The sequence below is a fragment of the Enterobacter sp. N18-03635 genome (assembly GCF_004006055.1).
Classification (GTDB): Bacteria; Pseudomonadota; Gammaproteobacteria; order Enterobacterales; family Enterobacteriaceae; genus Enterobacter; species Enterobacter vonholyi.
Genome location: NZ_CP034769.1, coordinates 3,954,210 through 3,979,996, shown reverse-complemented (window position 1 = coordinate 3,979,996; position 25,787 = coordinate 3,954,210). Strand labels below are relative to the sequence as shown.

General features: G+C 58.5%; 25 protein-coding genes. 7 read left to right on the top strand and 18 right to left on the bottom strand.

Annotated features, from left to right (window positions below; translation table 11 throughout):
- Positions 1-17: 17 nt before the first annotated feature.
- The 11 genes from ELK40_RS19785 to ELK40_RS19735 all read right to left on the bottom strand — a co-directional run bounded on the left by ELK40_RS19785 (position 18) and on the right by ELK40_RS19735 (position 7,275).
- On the bottom strand, positions 18-383 hold the full coding sequence (locus ELK40_RS19785; protein WP_023294635.1) for a DUF805 domain-containing protein: 366 nt from the start codon (positions 381-383) through the stop codon (positions 18-20).
- A gap of 106 nt (positions 384-489) precedes the next feature.
- Positions 490-1,476 (bottom strand): glutathione S-transferase family protein, encoded by a 987-nt coding sequence (locus ELK40_RS19780; RefSeq protein ID WP_127732379.1) that lies wholly within the window; start codon positions 1,474-1,476, stop codon positions 490-492.
- Positions 1,477-1,547: 71 nt separating this feature from the next.
- Positions 1,548-1,940 (bottom strand): DoxX family protein, encoded by a 393-nt coding sequence (locus tag ELK40_RS19775; RefSeq protein ID WP_023309292.1) that lies wholly within the window; start codon positions 1,938-1,940, stop codon positions 1,548-1,550.
- A 209-nt stretch (positions 1,941-2,149) separates the two neighbouring features.
- Positions 2,150-2,446, bottom strand: a complete 297-nt coding sequence (locus ELK40_RS19770) for a YqjK-like family protein (RefSeq protein ID WP_111964937.1) — start codon at positions 2,444-2,446, stop codon at positions 2,150-2,152.
- On the bottom strand, positions 2,443-2,841 hold the full coding sequence (locus ELK40_RS19765; RefSeq protein ID WP_014885329.1) for a phage holin family protein: 399 nt from the start codon (positions 2,839-2,841) through the stop codon (positions 2,443-2,445). The genes ELK40_RS19770 and ELK40_RS19765 overlap by 4 nt, the downstream gene beginning before the upstream one ends.
- Position 2,842: 1 nt before the next feature.
- Positions 2,843-3,148 (bottom strand): YqjD family protein, encoded by a 306-nt coding sequence (locus ELK40_RS19760; RefSeq protein ID WP_008503141.1) that lies wholly within the window; start codon positions 3,146-3,148, stop codon positions 2,843-2,845.
- Positions 3,149-3,179: 31 nt separating this feature from the next.
- Positions 3,180-3,548: a DUF1090 domain-containing protein gene (locus tag ELK40_RS19755; RefSeq protein ID WP_023309291.1), complete on the bottom strand. Its 369-nt coding sequence runs from the start codon at positions 3,546-3,548 to the stop codon at positions 3,180-3,182.
- Positions 3,549-3,691: 143 nt separating this feature from the next.
- On the bottom strand, positions 3,692-4,075 hold the full coding sequence (mzrA, locus tag ELK40_RS19750; RefSeq protein ID WP_127732377.1) for an EnvZ/OmpR regulon moderator MzrA: 384 nt from the start codon (positions 4,073-4,075) through the stop codon (positions 3,692-3,694).
- A gap of 2 nt (positions 4,076-4,077) precedes the next feature.
- Positions 4,078-4,740: a DedA family general envelope maintenance protein YqjA gene (yqjA, locus tag ELK40_RS19745; RefSeq protein ID WP_008503144.1), complete on the bottom strand. Its 663-nt coding sequence runs from the start codon at positions 4,738-4,740 to the stop codon at positions 4,078-4,080.
- 344 nt (positions 4,741-5,084) lie between these two features.
- Entirely contained in the window at positions 5,085-5,861 is a 777-nt protein-coding gene (gene exuR, locus ELK40_RS19740) for a transcriptional regulator ExuR (RefSeq protein WP_023615584.1), read from the bottom strand.
- Between the two features lie 115 nt (positions 5,862-5,976).
- A complete protein-coding gene (locus tag ELK40_RS19735; protein ID WP_024906406.1) occupies positions 5,977-7,275 on the bottom strand; it encodes an MFS transporter in 1,299 nt (432 codons plus the stop codon).
- A 475-nt stretch (positions 7,276-7,750) separates the two neighbouring features.
- On the opposite strand from ELK40_RS19735, the gene uxaC reads away from it, so the two are divergent.
- Complete coding sequence (uxaC, locus tag ELK40_RS19730) at positions 7,751-9,163, top strand: glucuronate isomerase (RefSeq protein ID WP_115876322.1); 1,413 nt, start codon at positions 7,751-7,753, stop codon at positions 9,161-9,163.
- A 17-nt stretch (positions 9,164-9,180) separates the two neighbouring features.
- Positions 9,181-10,668, top strand: a complete 1,488-nt coding sequence (locus ELK40_RS19725) for an altronate dehydratase family protein (RefSeq protein WP_115876321.1) — start codon at positions 9,181-9,183, stop codon at positions 10,666-10,668.
- Between the two features lie 94 nt (positions 10,669-10,762).
- Here ELK40_RS19725 and sstT read toward each other — a convergent pair whose 3' ends face one another.
- The 4 genes from sstT to ELK40_RS19705 form a co-directional block, all read right to left on the bottom strand.
- Complete coding sequence (gene sstT, locus ELK40_RS19720; protein ID WP_115876320.1) at positions 10,763-12,004, bottom strand: serine/threonine transporter SstT; 1,242 nt, start codon at positions 12,002-12,004, stop codon at positions 10,763-10,765.
- A 218-nt stretch (positions 12,005-12,222) separates the two neighbouring features.
- Positions 12,223-13,191, bottom strand: coding sequence for a TerC family protein (locus ELK40_RS19715; RefSeq protein WP_023309283.1), 969 nt, complete (start codon positions 13,189-13,191; stop codon positions 12,223-12,225).
- A 251-nt stretch (positions 13,192-13,442) separates the two neighbouring features.
- Complete coding sequence (locus ELK40_RS19710) at positions 13,443-14,441, bottom strand: Gfo/Idh/MocA family oxidoreductase (protein ID WP_127732375.1); 999 nt, start codon at positions 14,439-14,441, stop codon at positions 13,443-13,445.
- Positions 14,442-14,511: 70 nt separating this feature from the next.
- Positions 14,512-15,015, bottom strand: coding sequence for a M48 family metallopeptidase (locus ELK40_RS19705; RefSeq protein ID WP_024906411.1), 504 nt, complete (start codon positions 15,013-15,015; stop codon positions 14,512-14,514).
- Positions 15,016-15,098: 83 nt separating this feature from the next.
- Between ELK40_RS19705 and rlmG the strand changes: the two genes are divergently transcribed.
- Positions 15,099-16,235 (top strand): 23S rRNA (guanine(1835)-N(2))-methyltransferase RlmG, encoded by a 1,137-nt coding sequence (gene rlmG / locus ELK40_RS19700; protein WP_127732373.1) that lies wholly within the window; start codon positions 15,099-15,101, stop codon positions 16,233-16,235.
- A 41-nt stretch (positions 16,236-16,276) separates the two neighbouring features.
- Here the strand turns inward: rlmG and ELK40_RS19695 are convergent, their stop codons facing one another.
- The 3 genes from ELK40_RS19695 to lsrR all read right to left on the bottom strand — a co-directional run bounded on the left by ELK40_RS19695 (position 16,277) and on the right by lsrR (position 21,069).
- On the bottom strand, positions 16,277-18,298 hold the full coding sequence (locus tag ELK40_RS19695) for an NADPH-dependent 2,4-dienoyl-CoA reductase (RefSeq protein ID WP_127732371.1): 2,022 nt from the start codon (positions 18,296-18,298) through the stop codon (positions 16,277-16,279).
- Positions 18,299-18,483: 185 nt separating this feature from the next.
- Positions 18,484-20,064 carry an autoinducer-2 kinase gene (lsrK, locus tag ELK40_RS19690; protein ID WP_115876316.1) on the bottom strand — a complete coding sequence of 527 codons (1,581 nt, stop codon included), beginning with the start codon at positions 20,062-20,064 and terminating at the stop codon, positions 18,484-18,486.
- A 33-nt stretch (positions 20,065-20,097) separates the two neighbouring features.
- A complete protein-coding gene (gene lsrR / locus ELK40_RS19685) occupies positions 20,098-21,069 on the bottom strand; it encodes a transcriptional regulator LsrR (RefSeq protein ID WP_003862617.1) in 972 nt (323 codons plus the stop codon).
- A 215-nt stretch (positions 21,070-21,284) separates the two neighbouring features.
- Between lsrR and lsrA the strand changes: the two genes are divergently transcribed.
- The 4 genes from lsrA to lsrB are packed head-to-tail and all read left to right on the top strand — an operon-like array spanning position 21,285 to position 25,781.
- Positions 21,285-22,772 carry an autoinducer 2 ABC transporter ATP-binding protein LsrA gene (lsrA, locus tag ELK40_RS19680; protein WP_115876315.1) on the top strand — a complete coding sequence of 496 codons (1,488 nt, stop codon included), beginning with the start codon at positions 21,285-21,287 and terminating at the stop codon, positions 22,770-22,772.
- Positions 22,769-23,800: an autoinducer 2 ABC transporter permease LsrC gene (gene lsrC / locus ELK40_RS19675; RefSeq protein ID WP_111964928.1), complete on the top strand. Its 1,032-nt coding sequence runs from the start codon at positions 22,769-22,771 to the stop codon at positions 23,798-23,800. The genes lsrA and lsrC overlap by 4 nt, the downstream gene beginning before the upstream one ends.
- Positions 23,801-24,778 (top strand): autoinducer 2 ABC transporter permease LsrD, encoded by a 978-nt coding sequence (lsrD, locus tag ELK40_RS19670; protein WP_115876314.1) that lies wholly within the window; start codon positions 23,801-23,803, stop codon positions 24,776-24,778.
- Position 24,779: 1 nt separating this feature from the next.
- Positions 24,780-25,781: an autoinducer 2 ABC transporter substrate-binding protein LsrB gene (gene lsrB / locus ELK40_RS19665; RefSeq protein WP_115876313.1), complete on the top strand. Its 1,002-nt coding sequence runs from the start codon at positions 24,780-24,782 to the stop codon at positions 25,779-25,781.
- Positions 25,782-25,787 lie beyond the last annotated feature (6 nt).

The following is a 25,787-nucleotide window of genomic DNA, read 5'->3' as shown; positions in this document are numbered from 1 at the left end:
CGCCACCGGGCAGTAATTTACGCGCCGATCTTAGGATCGGGACCAAAACGGTTTTCGCCCGGCGTTCCGCTCTGACAGTTGAAAATCAAAATCACGATCCAGCCCACGATCGGGATCAACAGCAGCAATAACCACCACGCTGAACGATCGGTATCGTGCAGCCGACGGAACAGTACCGCCCACGATGGCAGCAGGACTAACAGGCCATAAATGGTGGTCAGCACGCCTTCACCGCCAGCCCGCTCCCAGCCAAGAATTTTATCCACAATACCCAGCACCATGATGAGGATGAAGTTCACCAGAACGAACATCCAGTACTCTTTGCGGCGGGCGCGGCCACCAAATCCAATGTAGTTGCGCAGTACTTTCAGATACCAGTCCATTTTCCTTGCCTCAATAATCGGTCAATCACTTGTTTTCTAAGCAATCAAAGTAAGGATAGATGGAGATTGTGAATTAAAAAAGGGCATCTATTGATGCCCTTAATATTTATCCAAATCGGACGTCGCGCCCGTGCGGTTCATCCAGGTTCTGCCACGGGCCGATGGAGATAATACCCGTCGGGTTGATGGTCTTGTGGCTGCGGAAATAGTGGGTGCGAATATGGTCGAAGTCGACCGTGTCGGCGATGCCCGGCATCTGGTAGATGTCGCGCAGGAAACCATACAGGTTCAGGTAGTCGCTGATGCGGTGTTTATCGCACTTAAAGTGGGTGACGTAAACCGGATCAAAGCGAACCAGCGTGGTCCACAGGCGAATGTCCGCTTCCGTCAGGCGATCGCCCGTCAGGTAGCGATGCTGGCCCAGGATCTGCTCCAGGCGTTCCAGTGATTCAAACACCTTCCCGACCGCTTCGTCATACGCTTCCTGGCTGGTGGCGAAACCGGCCTTGTAGACACCGTTGTTGACGTTGTCGTAAATCCAGCCGTTCAGCTCGTCAATCTTATCGCGCAGTTCAACCGGGTAATAATCGCCGGCACGAGCGCCGTGCGCATCAAATGCGGTATTGAACATGCGGATGATTTCCGCAGACTCATTGCTGACAATCGTCTGGTTTTTCTTGTCCCACAGCACAGGCACGGTCACGCGCCCGGTGTAGTGCGGATCGGCGCGCAGATAGAGCTGGTACAGGAAATCGTGGTGATACAGTTCGTCGCCGGTTGCCGCAGGAAAATCACTGTCGAACGTCCAGCCGTTTTCCAGCATCAGTGGGTTGACCACCGAAACCGGAATTAAGGATTCGAGACCTTTGAGCTTGCGCACAATTAGCGTGCGGTGCGCCCACGGGCAGGCAAGGGAAACATAAAGATGATAACGGTCTTTCTCAGCCGCGAAGCCGCCTTCGCCGCTCGGGCCGGGGGCACCGTCGGCGGTCAGCCAGTTACGGAAGGCCGAAACTGAGCGCTTGAAGCGACCTCCGGTGGATTTGGTGTCATACCAGACATCCTGCCATACGCCGTCTACGAGTTGTCCCATTTTTTCTCCTCCGTCAGATAGCAAAAGCGAGGAGATGTCTCCTCGCTTTGAGTTCATTCAGTATAGCGTGCTTACCATTTCTTATTCAGAACGCGGTCGATGCTGTATGCGCCCGGGCCAGTGACGGCCAGCAGCAGGAAGCCACCCGCGATGGTCAGGTTTTTCATGAACATCAGAGAGTTCACGCCTTCCGCAAAGTTGCTGTGGAAGATGAACGCCGTCAGTACGGTGAAGCCTGCAGTAAACAGCGCGGTAGTGCGGGTCAGGAAGCCGAACAGGACTGCCAGGCCGCCGCCGAACTCAAGAAGAATGGTCAGTGGCAACAGGAATCCCGGAACGCCCATGGCTTCCATATACTGCTGGGTACCCGCATAACCGGTGATTTTTCCCCAACCTGCCACGATGAACAGAATTGGCATCAGAATACGCGCTACCAGTACACCAACATCTTCTAATTTTTTCATTTTACTCTCCAGGAAACCACATCAGCGGCTGAACGTTATTTGTCTGCAATTCCGGGTAGATACCGCGTCGTTGCTGTCGATGGAGAGGATAATAAACGGGGCGGGTGGCAATTGTTAGCAAGGAAAACTGTCAATCTTCTTCAAAGATATTGAGTAAGTGAGGGGGAGGATTTTGCCGGGTGGCGGCTACGCCTTACCCGGCGAGAAGGCTAGCGTAATTGCTGCTGCCGCAACGTTGCTTTCACCAGGCGCCAGGCGCTCCAGGCACCAAACCCACGGCGCGCCCAGCGGATGAGCATATTTGGATGACGAACCGTCCAGATAGCCATCACGCTGCTGCCGACCAGCGCCCATGAACGCAGGCTCAGGAAGGTGTTCCAGCCTCGGTCAAACCGTCGCGTCGCGTCAATCCAGTCGCGACGGCTGGCCGACAGATCCAGCCGTTGCTGCTGGATCTGGCTTAGCAGGTACGCTTTTCGCTTTTGACGTTCGGCTTTACCGCTCACGGCTTGTCATCCTCCAGCAGGGCGCGATCGTTAGCCAGCTCCTGACGCGTATGGCGCAGGAACGTGGACTTACGCGCTTTACGCAGCGTCCAGATACCGCCAATCAACGCTGCTACCAGCAGAACGACGGTGGTGGCAATCATGGCGTTAAGACGATACTGCGGGTCAATGGCCCAGATGATTAACACCATCAGGCTCATCAGACCAAACGCGGCGAAGAGCATGGTCAGTCCGAGCATCAGCAGCATCTGGAAGAGGTTGGCTTTCTCCTCTTCCAGCTCAACCACTGCCAGCCGGACGCGCGTTTCGGCAATCCCGACCAGCGTTGTTAAAATACGCTGGCCGATGCCGAGGACGTTGTTAGCAGGCCCTTGTGCGTGACGAGGATCTTCCATATCAACGACGCGTCAGAAGGACACCCAGTACCACACCCACTGCGGCACCAATTCCTACACCCGTCCATGGATTATCACGCACGTATTCGTCCGCGCGGGCAGCCGCTTCGCGGGTCTGTTTCGCCAGTGCATCACCGGTTTCACCCAGGCGGTAGCGGCTCTCTTTCAGGGCCTGCTCCGCCTTGCTGCGCAGCTTGCTGACCTCTTCTTTTGACTTGTCAGCAGAGGAGTTCAGCACCTCTTCAAGGGTATCGGCCAGGGATTTCAGTTCAGCGCGCAGATGTTCAGACGTCGTATCTTTTGACATGATTCTCTCTCCTGTTGAGATTTCCGTTAACTCAATAATCGCGAGCTTCCAGCGCTTTCAGGTCGTCCTGCGCTTCTTTCAACTTCTTCTCGCGCTTAGCAATTTTTTCCGCATCCCCTTTCTCTTTCGCTTCCTGCAGGTCGCGACGGCGCTCGGCTATCTCGTCCTTCTGTTCAGCGATTTTCTTCTTGTGGTCGGCACGAAGCTTGCTGTCTGAACAGTTCGCTTTCACTTCGCTCAGCGCTTTTTTAAGACCGTCAACACGGTGCTGATTGTTATGCTTTTCGGCATAACCGATCTCACGCTGAATATCCTGTTCTTTCTCCTGACAAAGAGAGTTTGCGAAGGATGCTGTGCTTAAAGAAAAAAGGGCCAGAGCCAGAGTCATGCGGAATTTCATTATCGAAACCTTCCATTGTGTTGCGGCGTAAGCCGCTATCCAAAGTTATGCGGAGTACAGTCGAGGGGTGCTCCGCGTACTTAAGCATAGTAAGTAAACGGGGGATTCACCAAAGTGAGTGAAAAGATTCGGAATCCTGGAAGTTATCCAAACCGATGCGACGTATCGCGAATCAACGAGAGCCAGGCTGCAGGCTGGCTCTCATCTTCCTGCTGGGCAATGATATACCCGTGCGGCAGCGTACGGTCGAGAACCACTTTTGCGGCGGCACTTTGCGCTCGGGAATCAAACTTGATCAGTAAAACATCGTCCTGTGGGGTGATGCTTTTAAAGCGGATCCCGTTCGCGTCCAGATGGTGCCAGACAGAAAAACCGTCAGGCACGCTGGCACCCTGGTTCACCGGGCGAATGGCAAGCGTGGATTCCTGGTGCGAAAGCGCGCTCCATGCCAGAAGCATAGCGCTGAGCACCCCCAGTGTAATCACGGCACAGGCAAAACGGCGCAGGGCAAGCGGTGAGATAGCCATCGTTAGCCTCTGGCTCCGTATTTCTTTTTCCACAGCACGACCAGAGAGCCGATCAGGCCGAAGACCAGCAGAACCACAGGCAGCAGCATCAGGCAGGACATCAGCTGGTCTTCATATTTCATAAACACCGGCGTTTTACCCAACGCATAGCCGAGCGTTGTCAGAATAAGCACCCATAACAGACCGCTCATCCAGTTAAAGAACTGGAAGCGGGCGCTGCTCAGCCCCGACAGACCGGCAATGGTCGGCAACAGCGTACGTACAAACGCGATAAAGCGGCCAATCAGCAGCGCGGAAAGCCCGTGCTTATGGAAAAGGTGGTGCGCCCGCTGATGATAATGTGCAGGCAGGTGCGAGAGCCAGTTCTGGACGATCCGGGTATTGCCCAGCCATCTACCCTGGATGTAGCTCACCCAGCAGCCGAGGCTGGCCGCGACGGTCAGTAATAAAATAGTTTGCGGAAACGCCATCGCCCCTTTGGCACACAGCACGCCGACGAGCACCAGCAAACTGTCACCAGGCAGGAAGGCAGCAGGCAGCAAACCGTTCTCAAGGAACAGGATCATAAACAAGACGAAATAGAGCATGCCAATCATGGAAGGGTTGGCCAGCGTTTCAAAATCCTGCGCCCAAAGGGCATGCAGTAGTTGGGTCAAAAGTTCCATTCAGTGTTCCTGGAAATCGGTTAACGTCACGCCTGTTATCCGGGGCAAACAGCACGGCGACATTGTTGTGATTTCATTATGGTCGCTCGCGGACACATTGCGGTGTGGCCAACACGTTTCCCTGTTAATTGGCTGGTTAGCAAGCACTAACTTACAAAATAACGAAGTGAATCCAATTGTAACAAAGCCCAACGTTCTGCGTCACAGAATTTGCAGGCGTGAGTTGATTTTGGCGTAAGCCCAGGAAGTGAGCGAGGGGATTTACAAAGGCTGACACTATATATGTTTTGCTTACCCACTGGAGCCAGAAGGCGCAGCGAGGCGCCTGCCAGCGGGAAGGTCATCTATTTTGCGGCACTGGGGGCCGTATCGAGATGAACAACGGGATTATCGGCGAAAAGATAGCGGTCAGCGTTAAATTCGAAGTCGTCGCTGGTTTCATTGAACAGCATCTGCTTGGTGTTTTCCAGATGCTGCCACATCGCCAGCTTAGCGGCATGGGGATCTTTACGAATCAGCGCCTTAAGGATTTGATCGTGATCGTCACACCAGTTGTCGACGGTACGGGAATCGATATGGTCGTGCAGTTTCTTCCAGTACGGGTTATGAACGCGCTGAGTCCACATTTTCTCAACGATTGCCGCCAGCGCCGTATTTTGGGTTGCCAGGGCGACCTGGACGTGAAACTGCAGATCCCACTCTGAATCGCGGAAACATTTTTCCTTACGGGCATTCTCCTGGATTTCCATCAGCTTCATGATGTCCTGCTTGGTCACCTGCGTCGCCGCAAACTCAGCAATATTGCTTTCGATCAGTTGGCGAGCCTGGAGCAGCTCAAACGGACCGTAGCTGGCGAATTCCAGACTTTCGTCCGCGACGGGAGAGTGTTTCGGCAGATTAGAAATCACGTGAATGCCGGAGCCTTTGCGTACCTCAACGTAGCCTTCCACTTCCAGCATGATGATGGCTTCGCGCACCACGGTGCGGCTGACGCTTTTTTCATCCGCAATGAAGCGCTCGGCGGGAAGTTTATCACCGACAAGATAGACTCCTTGCTCGATGCGATCTTTCAGCTCGGCAGCAAGTTGTTGATATAAACGACGTGGTTCGGTGATTTCCATATGCGCTCCAGGCAGGGTACGGCAGATGATTTGTTATACCACTTTTGCGTGCCACTCTCCAGATTTTGCCATTAAAAAAGCCGCCCGGAGGCGGCTTCGGTGAAACGCATTTTCGCTAACTTTGCGTAGCCGGTTTCCCGAGGGACTCTTTCGCCAGCTCTTCTGCCGATTTGCTTTTCAGCACCGTCCAGATCACCACAGCGCCCAGCAGGTCGAAAATAGCCAGCACGGCGAACAGCGGGCTGAAGCCGATGGTATCCGCCAGTGCGCCGACCACCAGCGCAAACATCGTACTCGCGGTCCAGGCGGCCATCCCTGTCAGGCCGTTGGCGGTGGCCACTTCGTTACGGCCAAAGACGTCAGAGGAGAGCGTAATCAGCGCGCCGGACAGGGACTGGTGAGCAAATCCGCCGATGCACAGCAGGGCGATGGCCACATACGGGCTGGTGAACAGGCCGATCATGCCCGGGCCAATCATCAGCAGTGCGCCCATGGTCACTACCATTTTACGGGAAACAATCAGGTTCACCCCAAACCAGCGCTGGAACAGCGGTGGCAGGTATCCGCCCACGATACAGCCCAGGTCAGCGAACAGCATCGGCATCCAGGCGAACATCGCGATTTCTTTCAGGTTAAAGCCGTAGACTTTAAACATGAACAGGGGGATCCACGCGTTGAAGGTACCCCATGCCGGCTCGGCCAGGAAACGCGGCAGGGCGATACCCCAGAACTGACGGGTGCCCAGGATCTGCCAGACGGTCATTTTTTTGCCGTTGTTGGTCTGATGCTGCGCTTCCTGACCACCAATGATGTACTCGCGTTCTTCTTCAGACAGTTTTTTCTGATCGCGCGGATGTTTATAGAAAATCAGCCACGCCATGGCCCACGCAAAGCTCAGCACGCCAGAGATGATGAACGCCATCTGCCAGCTGTGCATCACGATAGCCCACACCACCAGCGGTGGTGCAATCATCGCCCCGATGGACGAGCCGACGTTGAAGTAACCGACCGCAATGGAACGCTCTTTTGCCGGGAACCACTCGGAGCTGGCTTTCAGCCCTGCGGGGATCATGGCGGCTTCAGCTGCACCTACCGCGCCGCGCGCCAGCGCCAGGCCGCCCCAGCTTCCCGCCAGCGCGGTGGCTCCGCAGAACACCGCCCAGGCGATGGCGAAGAAGGCATAACCGATTTTGGTACCGAGAATGTCCAGCACATAGCCAGCAACAGGCTGCATGATGGTATAAGCCGCGGAGTAGGCGGCAATGATGTAGGAGTATTGCTGCGTGGAGATATGCAGCTCTTCCATCAACGTTGGCGCTGCTGCTGCCACGGTGTTACGCGTCAGGTAGCCCAGCACGGTGCCTAACGTCACCAGTGCAATCATATACCAACGTAACCCTTTAATTTTACGCATCTAAAACCTCATCGTTATGTTATTTCCGCGCCAGAACGCGGCAACCTCTCGACCGTTTCCGGGAGCAGTTGTGTAACGGGAGGGGCGCAGCCGGGAGCATGTCCCGGAACGGCCCGAACCTTGCCATAAGTAAGCGTGCATAAGTCGGTATCCGTACCGTTAAATCTGGTGTATCTGACACCAGGAATGCATTCCGTCGGCTTATAGTTTGCGACGGCGAAAAGATAACTTGTCATACAACTTTAAAAGGTGAGTGACATCACAAATGTATGATTCTTTGTGGGGACATTAATTGCTGAGCGCAAAGCCAGTAATGATGCGGCTTGTAGAAGGGTTTACTCCATTGAGGGTAATTTATTTGTTGACGTTTATTGATCTCACTCACGAAAAAAACGTCGGCTGGTGGAAATTGGTGTGATAACTTTGCAGCATATGAACATACGCTTTCTGCGCTCCCGTAATGAGGAAGACGATAATGACGCCGTTTATGACCGACGATTTTCTGTTAGATACCGAATTTGCTCGCCGCCTGTACCACGACTACGCAAAAGACCAGCCGATTTTCGACTACCACTGCCATTTACCGCCGCAGCAGGTTGCCGAAAATTATCGCTTCAAAAACCTGTATGACATCTGGCTGAAGGGTGACCACTACAAATGGCGCGCCATGCGCACCAACGGCGTGGCTGAGCGCCTGTGTACCGGCGATGCGACCGACCGCGAGAAGTTTGACGCCTGGGCGGCGACTGTTCCGCACACCATCGGCAACCCGCTTTACCACTGGACGCACCTTGAGCTTCGCCGTCCGTTTGGCATCACCGGCAAACTGCTCTCCCCAACGACCGCCGATGAAATCTGGGAGCGCTGCAACGCCCTGCTGGCGCAGGATAACTTCTCCGCGCGCGGCATCATGAAGCAGATGAACGTGAAGATGGTGGGCACCACCGACGATCCGATTGACTCTCTGGAGCATCATGCGGTTATCGCCAAAGACACCTCTTTTGATATCAAAGTGCTGCCAAGCTGGCGCCCGGACAAAGCCTTCAACATTGAGCAGGCTACCTTCGCCGACTACATGGCGAAGCTGGCGGAAGTGTCCGATACCGACATCCGTCGTTTCACCGACCTGCAAACCGCGCTGACCAAACGTCTGGATCACTTCGCGGCGCACGGCTGTAAAGTCTCTGACCACGCGCTGGACGTGGTGCTGTTTGCAGAATCAAACGAGGCCGAGCTGGACAGCATTCTGGCACGTCGTCTCTCCGGTGAATCGCTTAGCGAGCACGAAGTGGCGCAGTTCAAAACGGCGGTACTGGTGTTCCTCGGTGCGGAATATGCGCGTCGCGGCTGGGTACAGCAGTACCATATCGGTGCGCTGCGCAATAACAACCAGCGCCAGTTTAAGCTGCTGGGTGCGGATGTAGGCTTCGACTCCATCAACGACCGTCCGCTGGCAGAAGAGCTGTCCAAACTTCTGAGCAAACAGAACGAACAAAATCTGCTGCCTAAAACCATCCTGTACTGCCTGAACCCGCGCGATAACGAAGTGCTGGGTACCATGGTCGGCAACTTCCAGGGCGAAGGGATGCCGGGCAAGATGCAGTTCGGCTCCGGCTGGTGGTTCAACGATCAGAAAGACGGTATGGAACGTCAGATGACGCAGCTGGCGCAGCTTGGCCTGCTAAGCCGCTTTGTCGGCATGCTGACCGACAGCCGCAGCTTCCTGTCCTATACCCGTCATGAATATTTCCGCCGCATTCTGTGCCAGATGATTGGCCGCTGGGTGCACGCAGGCGAAGCGCCAGCGGATATCCAGCTGCTGGGCGAAATGGTGAAAAACATCTGCTTTAACAATGCGCGTGACTACTTCGCCATTGAACTGAACTAGGGCCGTTTGAGGTTGATATGCAATACATCAAAATCCATTCGCTGGATAACGTGGCCGTCGCGCTGACGGATCTCGATGAAGGCGACGTGGTGACCGTTGATAACCAGAGCGTCACCCTGCGTCAGGCGATTGCTCGCGGACACAAGTTTGCCGTGAAGCCTCTCGCCAAAGGGGACAACATCATTAAGTACGGTCTTCCGATTGGGCATGCGTTAGCGGATATCGAGCCGGGTGAACATATTCATTCTCACAATACCCGCACCAATCTAAGCGATCTGGACGAGTACAGCTATCAACCTGATTTACCCGCGGAAGAGCGTCAGGCGGCAGATCGTGAAGTACAGATCTACCGTCGCGCTAACGGTGAGGTGGGGATCCGCAACGAGCTGTGGATCCTCCCGACCGTCGGCTGCGTCAACGGCATCGCGCGGCAGATCCAGACGCGTTTTCTGAAAGAGACCAACAGTGCCGAAGGCACTGACGGGGTACATCTGTTCAGCCACACCTACGGCTGCTCCCAGCTGGGAGACGACCACATCAATACCCGCACCATGCTGCAAAACATGGTGCGCCACCCGAACGCGGGGGCGGTGCTGGTGATCGGCCTGGGCTGCGAGAACAATCAGGTGGACGCCTTCCGCGAGACGCTCGGTGAGTTCGATCCTGAGCGCGTGCATTTTATGGTGTGTCAGCATCAGGACGACGAAGTGGAAGCGGGCGTTGAGCAGCTTCATCAGCTGTATAACGTGATGCGCCACGACAAGCGCGAGCCGGGCAAGCTGAGCGAGCTGAAGTTTGGTCTGGAGTGCGGCGGGTCTGACGGCCTGTCCGGCATCACTGCCAACCCGATGCTGGGTCGCTTCTCGGATTACGTCATTGCCAACGGCGGCACCACTGTGCTGACCGAAGTGCCGGAGATGTTCGGTGCGGAACGTATTCTGATGAGCCACTGCCGCGACGAAGAGACGTTTGAGAAGACCGTCACCATGGTGAACGACTTCAAACAGTATTTCATCGCCCACAATCAGCCCATTTACGAGAACCCGTCTCCGGGTAACAAAGCGGGCGGGATCACCACGCTGGAAGAGAAATCTCTCGGCTGCACCCAGAAAGCGGGCGCCAGCCAGGTGGTGGACGTTCTGCGCTACGGCGAGCGCCTGAAAACGCACGGTCTGAACCTGCTGAGCGCACCGGGTAACGATGCGGTCGCCACCAGCGCGCTGGCGGGCGCCGGCTGCCATATGGTGCTGTTCAGCACCGGTCGCGGCACGCCGTACGGCGGTTTTGTGCCGACGGTGAAAATTGCCACCAACAGCGAGCTGGCGGCGAAGAAAAAACACTGGATCGACTTTGATGCGGGCCAGCTGATTCACGGCAAAGCGATGCCGCAGCTGCTGACGGAATTCGTGGACGCGATTGTGGAATTTGCCAACGGCAAGCAAACCTGTAACGAGAAGAACGACTTCCGCGAGCTGGCGATCTTTAAGAGTGGTGTGACGCTTTAAATAGGGAGCGGGCTGGTGCCCTCACCCTGACCCTCTCCCACAGGGAGAGGGTACAAACACTAAAAACGGCAACCTCAGGGTTGCCGTTTTGCTGTTAACCTCGCAGGGCGTTCTTCGCTAAACGCGCGTCTTCCGCCTGACAGGCCGCTGCGGTAAACAGCACGTCGGTAGAGGAGTTCAGCGCGGTTTCGCAGGAGTCCTGCAGCACGCCGATGATAAAGCCGACGGCTACCACCTGCATGGCGATTTCGTTCGGGATACCGAACATATTACACGCCAGCGGGATCAGCAGCAGGGAACCGCCCGCCACGCCCGATGCGCCACAGGCACACAGCGACGCCACGACGCTCAACAGCAGCGCGGTTGGCAGATCCACCGGAATGCCCAGCGTATGCACCGCCGCCAGGGTTAGCACGGTAATGGTGATTGCCGCACCCGCCATATTCACGGTTGCACCCAGCGGGATCGAAACGGAATAGGTGTCGCGGTCCAGGTTCAGCTTCTCCGCCAGCGCCATGTTAACCGGAATGTTCGCCGCCGAGCTGCGGGTGAAGAAGGCGGTTACGCCGCTTTCGCGCAGGCAGGTCAGCACGAGCGGATACGGGTTGCGGCGGATCTGCCAGAACACTAGCAGCGGGTTGATCACCAGCGCCACCAGCAGCATACAGCCGACCAGCACAACCAGCAGCTGCGCGTAACCCCACAGTGCGTCAAAACCGGTAGTTGCCAGCGTGGAGGAGACCAGCCCGAAAATACCGACTGGCGCAAAGCGAATCACCAGCTTCACCATAAAGGTCACGGCGTTGGACAAATCGTTGACCAGGTTTTTCGTGGTCTCGTTGCCGTGGCGCAGCGCGAAGCCCAGACCAATCGCCCAGACCAGGATGCCAATGTAGTTTCCGCTCATCAGCGCGGTGATGGGGTTAGAGACCATGCTCATCAGCAGGCCCCGCAGGACTTCGACAATGCCGGACGGCGGCGTGATATCACCGGCCGCGCTGGTCAGGTGCAGCGTGGACGGGAACAGGAAGCTAAACACCACGGCCGTTAAGGCAGCCGAGAAGGTTCCCAGCAGATAAAGGAACAGAATGGGGCGAATGTTAGTTTTTTGTCCGTGCTGGTGGTTGGCAATTGAGGCCATGACCAGCATCAGAACCAGTACCGGCGCGACGGCTTTCAGTGCACCTACGAACAGCGTCCCGAGCAGCCCCGTGGCTTCCGCGGCAGGTTTTGACACCATCGCCAGCAGAATACCCAGCACCAGCCCGACCAGAATTTGTTTAACGAGGCTGCCCTGCGCCAGGCGCGCGAACAGACCGCTTGATTGTATGCTCATACATATTTCCTGAGTGAAATTGCGTTCCATCCCGGATGTGCTCTTAGTCACATTTATGTCCGGATGTAAGTAAATGTTTGCCTGGTCGAGTATAGGGAATGTGCCAAAGGAGGGAAGCGTAAAATGCTGGATTTTACGTGTTGCATCATGTTTTTTAACTGCTGCGTTACAAAAGTGTGTTCACCCTCTCCCTGTGGGAGAGGGCCGGGGTGAGGGGATTACTCCACCTGCTGCTTCTTATCGTGCTGGCGGTTAACCCAGGTATTGATAATTAGCGTCACGATCAGAATGCCAAATACCACGCCGAGCGAAATAGCGATCGGGATATGGTAGAAATCGACGATTAGCATTTTGATACCGATAAACACCAGAATCACCGACAGGCCGTACTTCAGCATGGAGAAACGCTCCGCCGCGCCTGCCAGCAGGAAATACATGGCACGCAGGCCGAGAATGGCGAAAAGGTTAGAGGTCAGGACGATGAACGGGTCGGTGGTTACCGCGAAGATCGCCGGAATGCTGTCCACGGCGAAAATCACGTCGCTCAGCTCAACCAGAATCAGCACCAGCAGCAGCGGGGTGGCAAACAGCAGGCCGTTCTTGCGCACGAAGAAGTGCTCGCTCTCGATCTTGTCGGTCATGCGCAGATGGCCGCGGATCCACTTCACCAGCGGGCGATCGCCAATCGCAGAGCCGTCCTCTTTCGCCAGCGCCATTTTGACCCCGGTGAACAGCAGGAACGCGCCGAAGACGTACAGCAGCCATTCGAACTGGGTAATCAGCCAGCTGCCAGCGAAGATCATGATGGTACGCAGGATAATCGCGCCCAGCACGCCGTACACCAGCACGCGACGCTGCAGGGCAGCAGGTACGGCAAAGTAGCTGAACAGCATCAGCCAGACGAAGACGTTATCGACCGCCAGGGCTTTTTCAATCAGATAACCGGTGAGGAAGGCGAGCGCCTGAGGGTCGGCAACTGCGCGGCCTTCAGTCGAGGCCAGGTACCACCAGAAGGCAGCGCAGAAGAGCAGAGAGAGGGTGACCCACACCAGCGACCAGGCGGCGGCCTGTTTCATGGTCATGCCGTGCGCGCCGCGACGTCCCTGCAAAAAGAGGTCGATCGCCAGCATGATGAGCACGACAACCGCGAATCCGCCCCACAACATGGGAGTGCCGACAGAATGCATACTATTTTCCTTACACATAAAAAACAAAAACGGCCATGGTCAGAAGACGATAGCCGTTAGCTTTTTATGCATAGACCTCGCCTTCCGGCAAGGTCTCACTTACAACCACGAAGGTTGCCCGGCGACCGGATGCGGTATTGCACGCATCGTAATGACGATCCACCGACGAAGAAGTTACTCCCCTTTGCAGGTAACAAAATATGTCAGACCATTGGTTTCGTCAATGGTCTGCGCCGTTTCATTACACAGCTTTACGCGATAACTTCCGCACTCACGCCGTCTGCCGGGAACACCACGCCGGTCTGACGGCGGATCTCCGTTTGCAGCTTCGCCGTGGTGCGGCTCACCGCAAGGCCTGGGTGATTCACTTCGTTGTCTTCCACCAGACGGGCGAAGACCTCTGCCTCATAGAGCATAGTGTTAATATGCTGAGGCTGCGTCAGCTCCTGGGCTTTGCCACCTCGCGGGACAAAGCTCACCTTCTGGCACTCGGAGATCTTCTCGATGACCAGCGAGCCCGCTTCGCCCTGAATTTCGCATGGCAGCACGGAATCGCTCACCTTGGAGTGCTGCAGCGTGACGCTGAAATCCCCGTAGTCCAGCACCGCGACACCGTGCGCATCCACGCCGCTCTCCAGCAGGCTGGCGGTAGCCGTGACGCCGTGCGGTTCGCCCCACAGGGCCACTGCAGAGGCCAGGCAGTAGAATCCGATATCCATTATCGAGCCGTTCGAGAACGCCGGGTTAAAGGTGTTCGGGTTCTCGCCGTCCAGATAGCGCTGGTAGCGCGACGAGTACTGGCAGTAGTTAATAAAGGCTTTGCGTACCTTGCCGATTTTCGGCAGGGACTGCTGCAGCAGCAGGAAATTCGGCAGGCTGGCGGTTTTGAACGCTTCGAAAAGAACCACCTGGTTTTCGCGGGCAAGCGCAATGGCCGCCTCCACTTCCTCAATATTTGACGCCAGCGGCTTCTCGCAAATCACATGCTTTTTATGGCTGAGGAACAGCTTCGTTTGCGAGAAGTGCAGGGAGTTCGGGCTGGCGATATAGACCGCGTCAATGGCATCGCTTTGCGCCATCTCATCAAGCGAGGTGAAGAGATGCTCAACGAGGTAATCGTTGGCAAAACTCTGCGCCTGCTCAAGGCTGCGGGAATAGACTGCGGTAAGTTTCAGTTTGCCGGTTTCGTGGGCGGCGTCGACGAACTGGCGCGTGATCCAGTTCGTTCCAATGACTGCGAAACGTATCATAAACGTTTACGTACTCCGTAGCGGGGAACCTTTAGCCACTGTAGCACGTCATCATGACAATTCGCGTGCGCTATTCCGCATTACCTTTTAACGATAAATGCGTAAGCCACAGACGGGTATCAAACTCCAGCTGGTGGTACTGCGGCTCCATGTGGCAGCACAGGGAATAGAACGCTTTGTCGTGCTCTTTCTCTTTCAGGTGTGCCAGCTCATGGACGACGATCATCCGCAGAAACGCTTCCGGCGCGTTGCGGAAAACCGTCGCGACGCGGATTTCGGCCTTTGCCTTCAGCTTGCCCCCCTGCACGCGGGAGACGGCGGTGTGCAGGCCGAGCGCGTTTTTCAGCACGTGGATCTTGTTATCGTACATCACCTTGTTGATCGGCGGGGCGCTCTTCAGATACCGGTTTTTCAGATCCTGCGTATACTGCCAGAGGGCCTTATCGGTCGCGAAATCGTGCGTGCCGGGATAGCGTTTTTCCAGCACCGCGCCGAGCTTCTGCTCGGCAATCAGGCTGCGAACCTGAGTCAGTAAATGCTCCGGATAGCCCTGGAGATAAGTAAGTTGGTTCATCAAAAGCCCAAATTAATGCGAAAACGGGTATACTCACGCACCCTTTTCAGGGATACGCCAAATTTTACCATTCAGGAGGGCCGATGAGCCACTTAGACAACGGTTTCCGTTCACTCAACCTTAAACGTTTCCCGGAAACGGACGACGTTAACCCGCTTCAGGCGTGGGAAGCGGCGGATGAATATCTGCTGCAACAGTTGGATGAGACTGAAATCCGCGGCCCGGTTTTGATCCTGAATGACGCCTTCGGCGCGCTGGGCTGCGCCCTGGCGGGGCACACGCCGTACAGCATCGGCGATTCCTACTTAAGCGAACTGGCGACGCGTGAAAACCTTCGCCATAACGACATCGACGAGTCCAGCGTGAAGTTCCTCGACAGCACCGCGGACTACCCGCAGGCGCCGGGCGTGGTGCTGATCAAAGTGCCAAAAACCATGGCGCTGCTGGAGCAGCAGCTTCGCGCGCTGCGTAAGGTCGTCACGCCTGAAACGCGCATCATCGCGGGTGCCAAAGCGCGCGATATTCACACCTCGACGCTGGAGCTGTTCGAGAAGGTCCTCGGCCCAACCACCACCACGCTGGCGTGGAAAAAAGCGCGCCTGATTAACTGCACCTTCAGCGCGCCGGAGCTGGCCGACGCGCCGGACACGCTGAGCTGGACGCTGGAAGGGACCGACTGGACCATCCACAACCACGCGAACGTCTTCTCACGCACTGGTCTGGATATCGGCGCGCGCTTCTTTATGGAACATCTGCCGGAAAATCTGGAGGGAGAGATTGTCGACCTGGGCTGCGGCAACGGCGTGATTGGCCTGACGCTGCTGGCGAAGAACCCGGAGGCCAGCGTGGTGTTCAGCGACGAATCGCCGATGGCGGTGGCCTCCAGCCGTCTGAACGTGGAAACCAACATGCCGGACGCGCTGGACCGCTGCGAGTTTATGATCAACAACGCGCTGTCCGGCGTAGAGCCGTTCCGCTTTAACGCCGTGTTCTGCAACCCGCCGTTCCACCAGAAGCACGCCCTGACGGATAACGTCGCGTGGGAGATGTTCCACCACGCGCGCCGCTGCCTGAAGATTAACGGCGAGCTGTACATCGTGGCCAACCGCCACCTGGATTACTTCCACAAGCTGAAGAAGATTTTCGGCAACTGCGTCACCATTGCGACGAACAATAAGTTCGTGGTGCTGAAGTCGGTGAAGCTGGGACGTCGTCGTTAAGATTGTTTTGCCCGGTAAGCGCAGCGCCACCGGGCAATGCCCTAGATCGCCAGAGCTAATTTCGTCCCCTGCGCAATCGCCCGCCGCGCATCCAGCTCCATCGCCACGTCGCACCCGCCAATCAGATGCACTGTTTTACCGGCCTCGCGCAGCGGATCGGCCAGATCCCGCTTCGGTTCCTGCCCGGCACATAAAATCACATGATCCACGCGCAGCAGCTGCGGCTCGCCGCCGATCGTGACGTGCAGACCCTCGTCGTCGATCTTCTCGTAGCTTACCGCCGGGATCATCTTCACCCCACGCGAGAGTAGGGTAGCGCGGTGGATCCAGCCGGTCGTTTTGCCCAGCCCTTCACCCGGCTTGCTGGCCTTACGCTGCAGCATCACGATCTGGCGCGGGCTTTTCGGCAGCTGCGGCCCTTCCGGGCGCAGGCCACCGGACTGGCTGAGGCTGGTATCAATGCCCCATTCGACGCAAAACTCGGCAATGTTCTGGCTGGTCGCCTCGCCCGGCTGGCTCAAATACATGGCGGTATCAAAGCCGATCCCGCCGCAGCCGATAATCGCCACCTTCTCGCCAACCGGTACTTTGTCACGCAGCACGTCGAGATAGCTCAGCACTTTTGGATGATCGATACCCTCGATCGCAGGCATGCGCGGTACGATCCCGCTCGCCAGAATCACCTCATCGAAATCAGTCAGATCCGCCGCGCTGACAAACTGGTTAAGCCGCAGCTCGACGCCCGTCAGTTCGATCATCCGGCGGTAGTAGCGCAGCGTTTCATAAAACTCCTCTTTGCCCGGGATCTGTTTGGCGATATTAAACTGCCCGCCGATCTCCCCGGCTGCATCAAACAGCGTCACGCTGTGCCCGCGCGAAGCGGCATTCACCGCAAACGCCAGGCCCGCAGGTCCTGCGCCGACAACCGCCAGGCGTTTTTTCGCTGTCGCCGGGATCACCGGCATTTTGGTTTCATGGCAGGCGCGCGGGTTGACGAGGCAGGAGGTGACCTTCCCGACGAAGATCTGATCCAGACAGGCCTGGTTACAGCCGATGCAGGTATTGATCTCATCCGCGCGGCCGCTTTGCGCTTTGGAGAGCAGTTCGGCATCGGCCAGGAACGGGCGCGCCATCGAGACCATGTCGGCATCGCCGCGCGAAATCACATCGTCCGCCACCTGCGGATCGTTAATGCGGTTGGTGGTGACCAGCGGAACAGACACTTTCCCTTTCAGCCTGCGCGTTACCCAGCTGAACGCCGCGCGCGGCACCGGCGTGGCGATGGTCGGAATGCGCGCCTCGTGCCAGCCGATGCCGGTGTTGATAATGGTGGCCCCCGCGGCTTCTATCGCCTGCGCCAGCTGCACGGTTTCGTCGAACGTGCCGCCGCCTTCCACCAGGTCGAGCATCGACAGGCGGAAGATGATAATAAAATCCGCGCCCGCACGTTCGCGCACGGCGCGCACGACTTCTACAGCAAAGCGCATCCGGCGGGCATAGTCGCCGCCCCATTCGTCGTCGCGCTGGTTGGTGCGGGCCGCGAGGAACTCGTTAATCAGATAGCCTTCTGAGCCCATTACCTCCACGCCGTCGTAGCCCGCCTCACGCGCCAGCGCCGCGCAGCGGGCAAAGTCGTCGATCAGCGCCAGGATCTCGTCGTGGGTGAGGGCGTGAGGTTTAAAGCGGTTAATCGGCGCCTGAATGGCCGATGGCGCAACCAGATTCGGCTGGTAGCTGTAGCGTCCGGTGTGCAGAATTTGCAGGGCGATTTTACCGCCCTCGCTGTGCACCGCGTCGGTCACAATGCGGTGGTGCGGCAGCTGCGACGCATCGTTCAGCACCGCGCCGCCCTCCATGCCGACGCCGGAAGGGGAAGGGGCCACGCCGCCGGTGACTATCAGTGCCACCCCATGGCGCGCGCGCTCGGCATAGAAGGCTGCCAGACGCTCGGCCCCGTCCGGATGCTCCTCGAGCCCGGTGTGCATCGAGCCCATCAACACGCGGTTTTTAAGGGTGGTAAACCCCAGATCGAGGGGGGCGAATAACGACGGGTAGCGGCTCATAGTCTCTTCCAGTGTAAAATTATTGTTATGTGGTCGGATGAGTTACTAATTTAGCCAGCGGCAGCGGAAAGGTAAAAGCGGGATCGAATGATTGTGATAGATCTCAAAGAACTTCCCCGGTGGCGCTGCGCTTACCGGGGCTACAAAACCCCAGAACAGATAAGCGTAGCGCCATCCGGCGTTATTTACGGCGCCGCTGCCCGCACCAGCCCCGGCGCCTGCCACATCGAGGTCGTCAGCCCGCTGTCCACCAGCCCGAGCTGGTCGGCGTACACCGCCTGCCATTTCTGCATCATGCCGTCGTACAGCTCCCGGTGTTGCGGGTTCGGCGTGAACTCGCGGCTCCACTTCACAAGCCGTTCGCCCGTCGAGGCCATATCGGCAAACAGCCCCGCGCCAGCACCTGCCGCAATCGCGCAGCCGAGCGCCGTCGCCTCTTTCACTTCCGGCACGCGCACCGGCAGGCCGGTGACGTCGCTTAAGATCTGGCTCCACAGGGCGCCTTTGGAACCGCCGCCCGCAAACACCAGGCTTTCAAACGTTACGCCGGAGAAGCGCGAAATCTGCGCCAGGTTGCAGGCCGAGACGATCGCCGCATTCTCCTCCAGGGCGCGGAACAGCGTCGCTTTGTTGCATTTTTCCGGGTCGATGGAGAGGTTAATAAACGACGGCGCGGCGTGGTACCACTGCTTAAAATGCATCGCGTCGGAGAAGATCGGCATCACCCCGTGGGAACCCGCCGGCACGCGGCTCGCCATCTCTTCCAGCAGGGAGTAGGTGTCCATCCCCATCCGCTCGGCAATCAGCTTTTCCTCCGCGCAGAAGGCGTCGCGGAACCAGCGCATGGTCAGCCCGGTAAAGAAGCTGATCGACTCCGCCTGCGCCATGCCGGGAATGACGTGCGGGTTCACGCGGATGTTCATCTCAGGATCGGTGCGCACCTGCGGCAGGTTGACCACCTGCTGCCAGAAGGTACCGCCCAGCACCGCCGTTTGTCCGGCGCGAACCACGCCCAGCCCCAGGCACCCCAGCTGCACGTCGCCGCCGCCCATCACCACCGGCGTGCCTTCGCGCAGGCCGCTCTGCAGCGCGGCCTCCCGGTTTATAGCACCCAGTACGGTGCCGGTCTCTTTCACCGGGGAGAGGATATCGGCGCGCAGCCCGGCCATGTCGAGCAGCGCCGGACGCCAGTTGCGGGAAAACAGATCCAGCATGCCGGTGGTGCCCGCGTTAGACGGGTCGACCGCCAGCTCGCCGGAGAGCTTCGCCGCCAGCCAGTCGCTGATCATGGTGATGGTCGCGGCGTTGCGGTAAATATCCGGACGATGGTGCGCCAGCCACAGCAGGCGCGGCATGGCGCTCAGCGCCAGCGTCTGGCCGGAGACGTCATATACTTCGGATTCAAAACGGTCATCGTGGATCTCTTTGAGTTCGGCCACTTCGCGGCTGGCGCGGGCGTCGACGTTAGCGCAGGCCCAGATGGCCTCGCCGTTGCGGTCATACAGCACGATCCCTTCGCGCATTGAACAGCAGGCAACGGACTGAATATCTGCCGCGGTCAGATTCGCGCGCGACAGCGCCTGATGAATGCACCGGCAGGCCAGCTGCCAGTTGGTCTCGAGGTCGAACTCCATCGACCCCGGCACGTTCTCAACGCTCAGGTGCTTCCACTCGGCCTGACCGACGGAAATCTGGTTGCCCTGTAAATCGAAAATAACGGCGCGAACGCTGCCTGTCCCTGCATCTAACGCTAAAAGGTAACTCATGAGCTTGCCTCGCTGTTAGCGCAGGGCGGGCTCTCACTTGGCCAGAGCCAGCACCGCGCGGGCTGTCGTCTCTTCCGTCACCAGGCCATTGATACGGCGACCCTTCAGTGCGGCATAAATCGCATCGGCTTTCTCTTCCCCGCCGGCCACGCCAACGATGGTGGGCAGCTGCGCCAGCTCATCAAGCGAGACGCCGAGTAATTCTTTATGGATCTCCAGCTCCTCAACGCATTCGCCTTCGGCATTGAGGAAATAGCCGAGAATGTCGCCGACCGCGCCTTTGCGGGCGTACATCAGCTGTTCACCTTCGCTGATATAGCCGGAGCGCAGTATCGTAGCGTCGCGGCGCTGGTTCACCGAACCAATGCCAACCACCGCGACATCAGCGGCGGTGGCGGCGAGGATCACGTCCCGCACGCTGGTCTCGCGTTTTAAGATCCCGGCCACTTCGGCGGAAGACACGCGAAGCGGGGCGGGGATCATGCTGACGCTGCAGGCCGCGTCCAGCTGTCCAATACCGGTCATATATGGCCCGACGCCGCCGGAGAGCGTCACGAGGCGGATCTGCTGCGAGCTGATAAAGCCGCTCAGGTGCTGCAGGCTGCTCATGGTGGTTTCACCGAACCCCACCGCCAGCAGCTGGCCGGGTTCCAGCACGCCCATCAGCGACTGCGCCGCGCCAATGCCTAACCGCACGTTCATCGGCGGCGTATTCAGGGCGGGCATCACGCGCACCAGCTTCAGGCCAAAGCGCTGCTGTAGCTCGGTTTCCAGCGCCAGGCATCCCTCGTAGCGGGAGTTAATCTGCACGCGGATCACCCCGGACTGACGGCCTTTTTCCAGCAGGCGAGAAATCTTCAAACGCGGCAGCCCGAGCCGCTCGCCGATATCGTTCTGGGTCAGCCCGTCGTGGTAGTAGCACCAGGCCACGCGCGCCACCAGCTCCTCTTCCGCCAGCGCCAGCCCGGCAAACCGTCCTTCTTCCGCAGTGCGTTTATCGCTCATAGTTGAACTCTTATAAAAATTTAGATCATATGTTCGTGATGACGCGGAGGGAAAGTGTGAGCCACGCGACAAAACGGATCATTTCGATCGTTTCTGGTTTATCTGAATCTCAATCGATAAAACTGTGATCCCTGCACGGTTGTAAATATAGTTCACCGTCTACGCTTTTGAACATTATTAAATCTAAAAATCATTTGTTCAATAGCGGAGCGATGATGACACCACTTCTCGACGCGCGGAATATCAGCAAGCAGTTCTCAGGCGTGCCGGTTCTGAAAGGCATTGATTTCACGCTGCTTGCGGGCCAGGTGCACGCGCTGATGGGCGGAAACGGCGCGGGAAAATCGACGCTGATGAAGATCATCGCCGGGGTCGAGACGCCGGACAGCGGTGAACTTTCCGTCGAGGGGCAGTCATATGCGCGGCTGACGCCCGTGCAGGCGCACAGGCTCGGCATTTACCTGGTGCCGCAGGAGCCGCTGCTGTTCCCCAACCTTACGGTGCGGGAAAACATCCTGTTCCGCCTGCCGCGCGAACGCGATCGGGAAAAGCGGCTGGAGGAGAAGCTTGAGCAACTGCATTGCCAGCTCAACCTCGACGCCGCCGCCAGCACCCTGGAGGTGGCGGATCAGCAGATGGTGGAGATCCTGCGCGGATTAATGCGCAACGCCAGGATCCTGATCCTCGACGAGCCCACGGCCTCCCTCACGCCGGGCGAAACCGAACGGCTGTTCCGCCAGATCCGCGCCCTGCAGGCACTCGGCGTCGGGATAGTCTTTATCTCGCACAAGCTGCCAGAAATTCGCGTGCTTTCGAGCCACGTCTCGGTGATGCGCGACGGCGCGGTGGTGCTGAGCGGCGAAACCGCGCAGTTTGACGATAGCGCACTGATCGCCGCCATGACGCCGGTGAGCCGGGAGAAATCCCTCAGCGATACGCAAAAGCTGTGGCTGGCTCTGCCGGGCAACCGCCGCACCCAGCCGCAGGATTTTCCGGTGCTGCGGGTAGAGGACCTGACCGGAGAAGGGTTTATCGATCTGAGCCTTGAGATCTACGCCGGGGAGATCGTCGGCCTGGCCGGGCTGGTGGGTTCCGGGCGCACCGAGTTTGCCGAAACCCTCTACGGCCTGCGGCCGGTACGCGGGGGACGCATCTGGCTGGAGAACCAGGAGATCGCCAACGAGCCGGTGCGTTTGCGGCTGGAAAAAGGCCTGGTCTACCTGCCGGAAGACAGGCAGGTGTCCGGCCTGTTCCTCGACGCGCCGATCCGCTGGAACACCGTGGCGCTGAACGAGCCGTCGCTCTGGCAGCAGCGGAAAAGAGAGTCCGCGGTGGTGGAGCGCTATCACCGGGCGCTGGGGATCAAGCTCAACCATGCGGATCAAACCGTGCGCACTCTCTCCGGCGGCAACCAGCAGAAGGTGCTGCTTGCACGCTGTCTGGAAGCCAACCCGTTATTGCTGATCGTCGACGAGCCGACGCGCGGGGTGGACGTCTCGGCGCGCGCCGATATCTACCAGCTTATCAAAAGCGTGGCGGCGCAGAACGTGGCGGTGCTGATGATCTCAAGCGATCTCGATGAGTTTCCGGGTCTCGCTGACCGGGTGCTGGTGATGCACCAGGGCGTGCTCAGCGGCGAACTGCCGCGCCACGCCGTCAGCCTCGATCGCATGATGGCGCTGGCGTTCGGAGGGCAATCATGAAGACCTTACTGAAAAACCGCGAGCTGAGCGCGTTTCTCGCCATTCTGGCGCTGTTCGCCGTGCTGGTGGCGCTGAATCCCTCTTACTTCAGCCTGCAGACGCTGGGGATGATCTTCGCCAGCTCGCAGATCCTGATCCTGCTGGCCATCGGTGCGGCGCTGGTAATGCTGACCCGCAATATCGACGTGTCCGTCGGTTCAACGGTCGGGCTGTCCGCCATCGCCGTCGGCGTGGCGCTGAACGGCGGCTACAGCCTGCCCGTTTCCATTCTCTTCGCACTGTCGATCGGGGCGCTGGCCGGGGCGTTCAACGGTTTTCTGGTGGTGGGGCTGCGTATTCCGGCGATTGTCGCGACCCTCGGCACGCTGGGGCTGTACCGCGGGGCGATGCTGCTCTGGACGGGCGGAAAGTGGATTGAAGGGCTGCCGCCGGGGTTGAAATCCCTCTCTGAGCCTGCCGCTGTCGGCGTGTCGCCCCTTGGCATGGTGGTGTTGACCATCGCGGCCACAGGCGCATGGACGCTGTCGCGCACCGCGTTCGGGCGTGATTTCTACGCGGTGGGGGATAACCTCGCCGCCGCGCGCCAGCTGGGCGTGGCGGTGAACCGCACCCGTATGATCGCCTTCACCCTCAACGGCATGCTGGCGGCCTGCGCCGGGATCGTCTTTGCCGCGCAGATTGGCTTTGTGCCTAACCAGACCGGCAGCGGGCTGGAGATGAAGGCCATCGCCGCCTGCGTGCTCGGCGGTATTTCGCTGCTGGGCGGCACGGGGACGCTGATTGGCGCGCTGCTCGGTGCGTTCTTCCTGACGCAAATCGACACCGTGCTGGTGCTGTTCAGGCTCCCGGCGTGGTGGAACGACTTTATCGCCGGGCTGGTGCTGCTGGGCGTGCTGGTGCTCGACGGGCGTCTGCGCCAGGCGCTGGCGCGGCATCAGCGGGCGCTGAAGTACGGTCGCTTCCAGCCGGGTAACAGAGGGGGAAAGCACGTCACCCCCTTTCCCAAACGTAAAAAAGAGGTGGCGTAAATGAGGCTTAACTGGGAAAGCGCGCTGCTGATTTTGCTGGTGCTGGAGATCCTGCTCTTTGGCGCCATCAACCCGCGCATGCTCGATATCAACATGCTGCTGTTCAGCACCAGCGACTTCATCTGCATCGGCATTGTGGCGCTGCCGCTGACGCTGGTGATCGTCAGCGGCGGGATCGACATCTCCCTCGGCTCGACCATCGGCCTGTGCGCCATCGCGCTGGGGGTGATGATGCAGGCGGGGTGGCCGATGGCGGCCGCCGTTCCGCTGACGCTGCTGCTCGGCCTGCTGTGCGGGCTGGTGAATGCGGCGCTGATCCACTACACCGGCATCAGCCCTTTGGTTATCACCCTCGGCACGCTCTACCTCTACGGCGGCGGCGCGCTGCTGCTCTCCGGCATGGCGGGGGCCACGGGCTACGAGGGCATCGGCGGCTTCCCGGACAGCTTTACCGCCTTCGCTAACCTCACGGTGTTGGGCCTGCCGATCCCATTGGTCTTGTTCGCGGTAATCACCGTCTTCTTCTGGCTCATTACCCACCGCGGGCGCTTTGGCCGTCATCTGTTCCTGATTGGCCAAAATCCGCGTGCGGCACGCTATGCGGCGCTGTCGGTGAACGGCATGCCCTACGCGCTGTACGGCCTGGTGGGCGTTGCCTCCGCGATTGCCGCGCTGGTCATGGTCTCCTATTTCGGCTCCGCGCGTTCGGATCTTGGGCGCGATTTACTGATGCCCGCGCTCACCGCCGCCGTGCTCGGCGGAGCCAATATCTACGGCGGTTCAGGTTCGGTTGTCGGTACGGCGCTGGCGGCGCTGCTGGTGGGGTACCTGCAGCAGGGTTTACAGATGGTCGGTATCCCCAACCAGGTGTCGAGCGCGCTGTCAGGGGCGCTGCTGGTTGTGGTGGTGATGGGACGTTCGCTGAGTCTGCACCGCGAGTGGGTGCGATCTCTCTTCAGAAAACTATCCGGAGCGTAAGATGAAAACAAAACTGCTCGTCCTGGCAATGGCCCTCAGCTTCGCTTCGGCGCAGGCGGCGGACCGCATTGCCTTTATCCCGAAGCTGGTGGGCGTTGGCTTCTTCACCAGCGGCGGCAACGGCGCGAAAGAGGCGGGGAAAGATCTTGGCGTGGACGTGACCTACGACGGCCCGACCGAGCCGAGCGTCTCCGGCCAGGTGCAGCTCATCAATAACTTCGTCAACCAGGGCTATAACGCCATTATTGTCTCCGCCGTGTCGCCGGACGGGCTGTGTCCGGCGCTTAAGCGCGCGATGCAGCGCGGCGTCAAGGTCCTGACCTGGGATTCCGACACCAGGCCGGAGTGCCGCAGCATCTACATCAATCAGGGGACGCCGGAACAGCTGGGCGGCCTGCTGGTGGAGATGGCGGGCAAGCAGGTCACCAAACCGAATGCCAAAGTGGCGTTCTTCTACTCAAGCCCCACCGTCACCGACCAGAACCAGTGGGTGAAAGAGGCGAAGGCCAAAATCGAGAAAGATCACCCCCAGTGGCAGATCGTAACGACCCAGTTTGGCTATAACGACGCCACCAAATCATTGCAAACCGCCGAAGGGATCTTAAAAGCCTACCCGGATCTGGATGCGATTATCGCCCCGGACGCCAACGCGCTGCCGGCCGCGGCGCAGGCGGCGGAAAACCTGAAGCGGGAAGGGGTGGCGATTGTCGGCTTCAGCACGCCGAACGTGATGCGCCCGTACGTTGAGCGCGGCACGGTGAAGGCCTTCGGCCTGTGGGACGTGGTGCAACAGGGCAAAATTGCGGTCAATGTCGCCGATCGTTTGCTTAAAAAAGGCGATCTTAACGTCGGCGACAGCGTGGACGTAAAAAACATCGGGGCGCTGAAGGTCGAGCCGAACAGCGTGCAGGGCTACCAGTATGAGGCGAAGGGCAACGGCATCGTGCTGCTGCCGGAGCGGGTGGTGTTCACCAAAGAGAACATCAGCAAATACGATTTCTGACGGGGG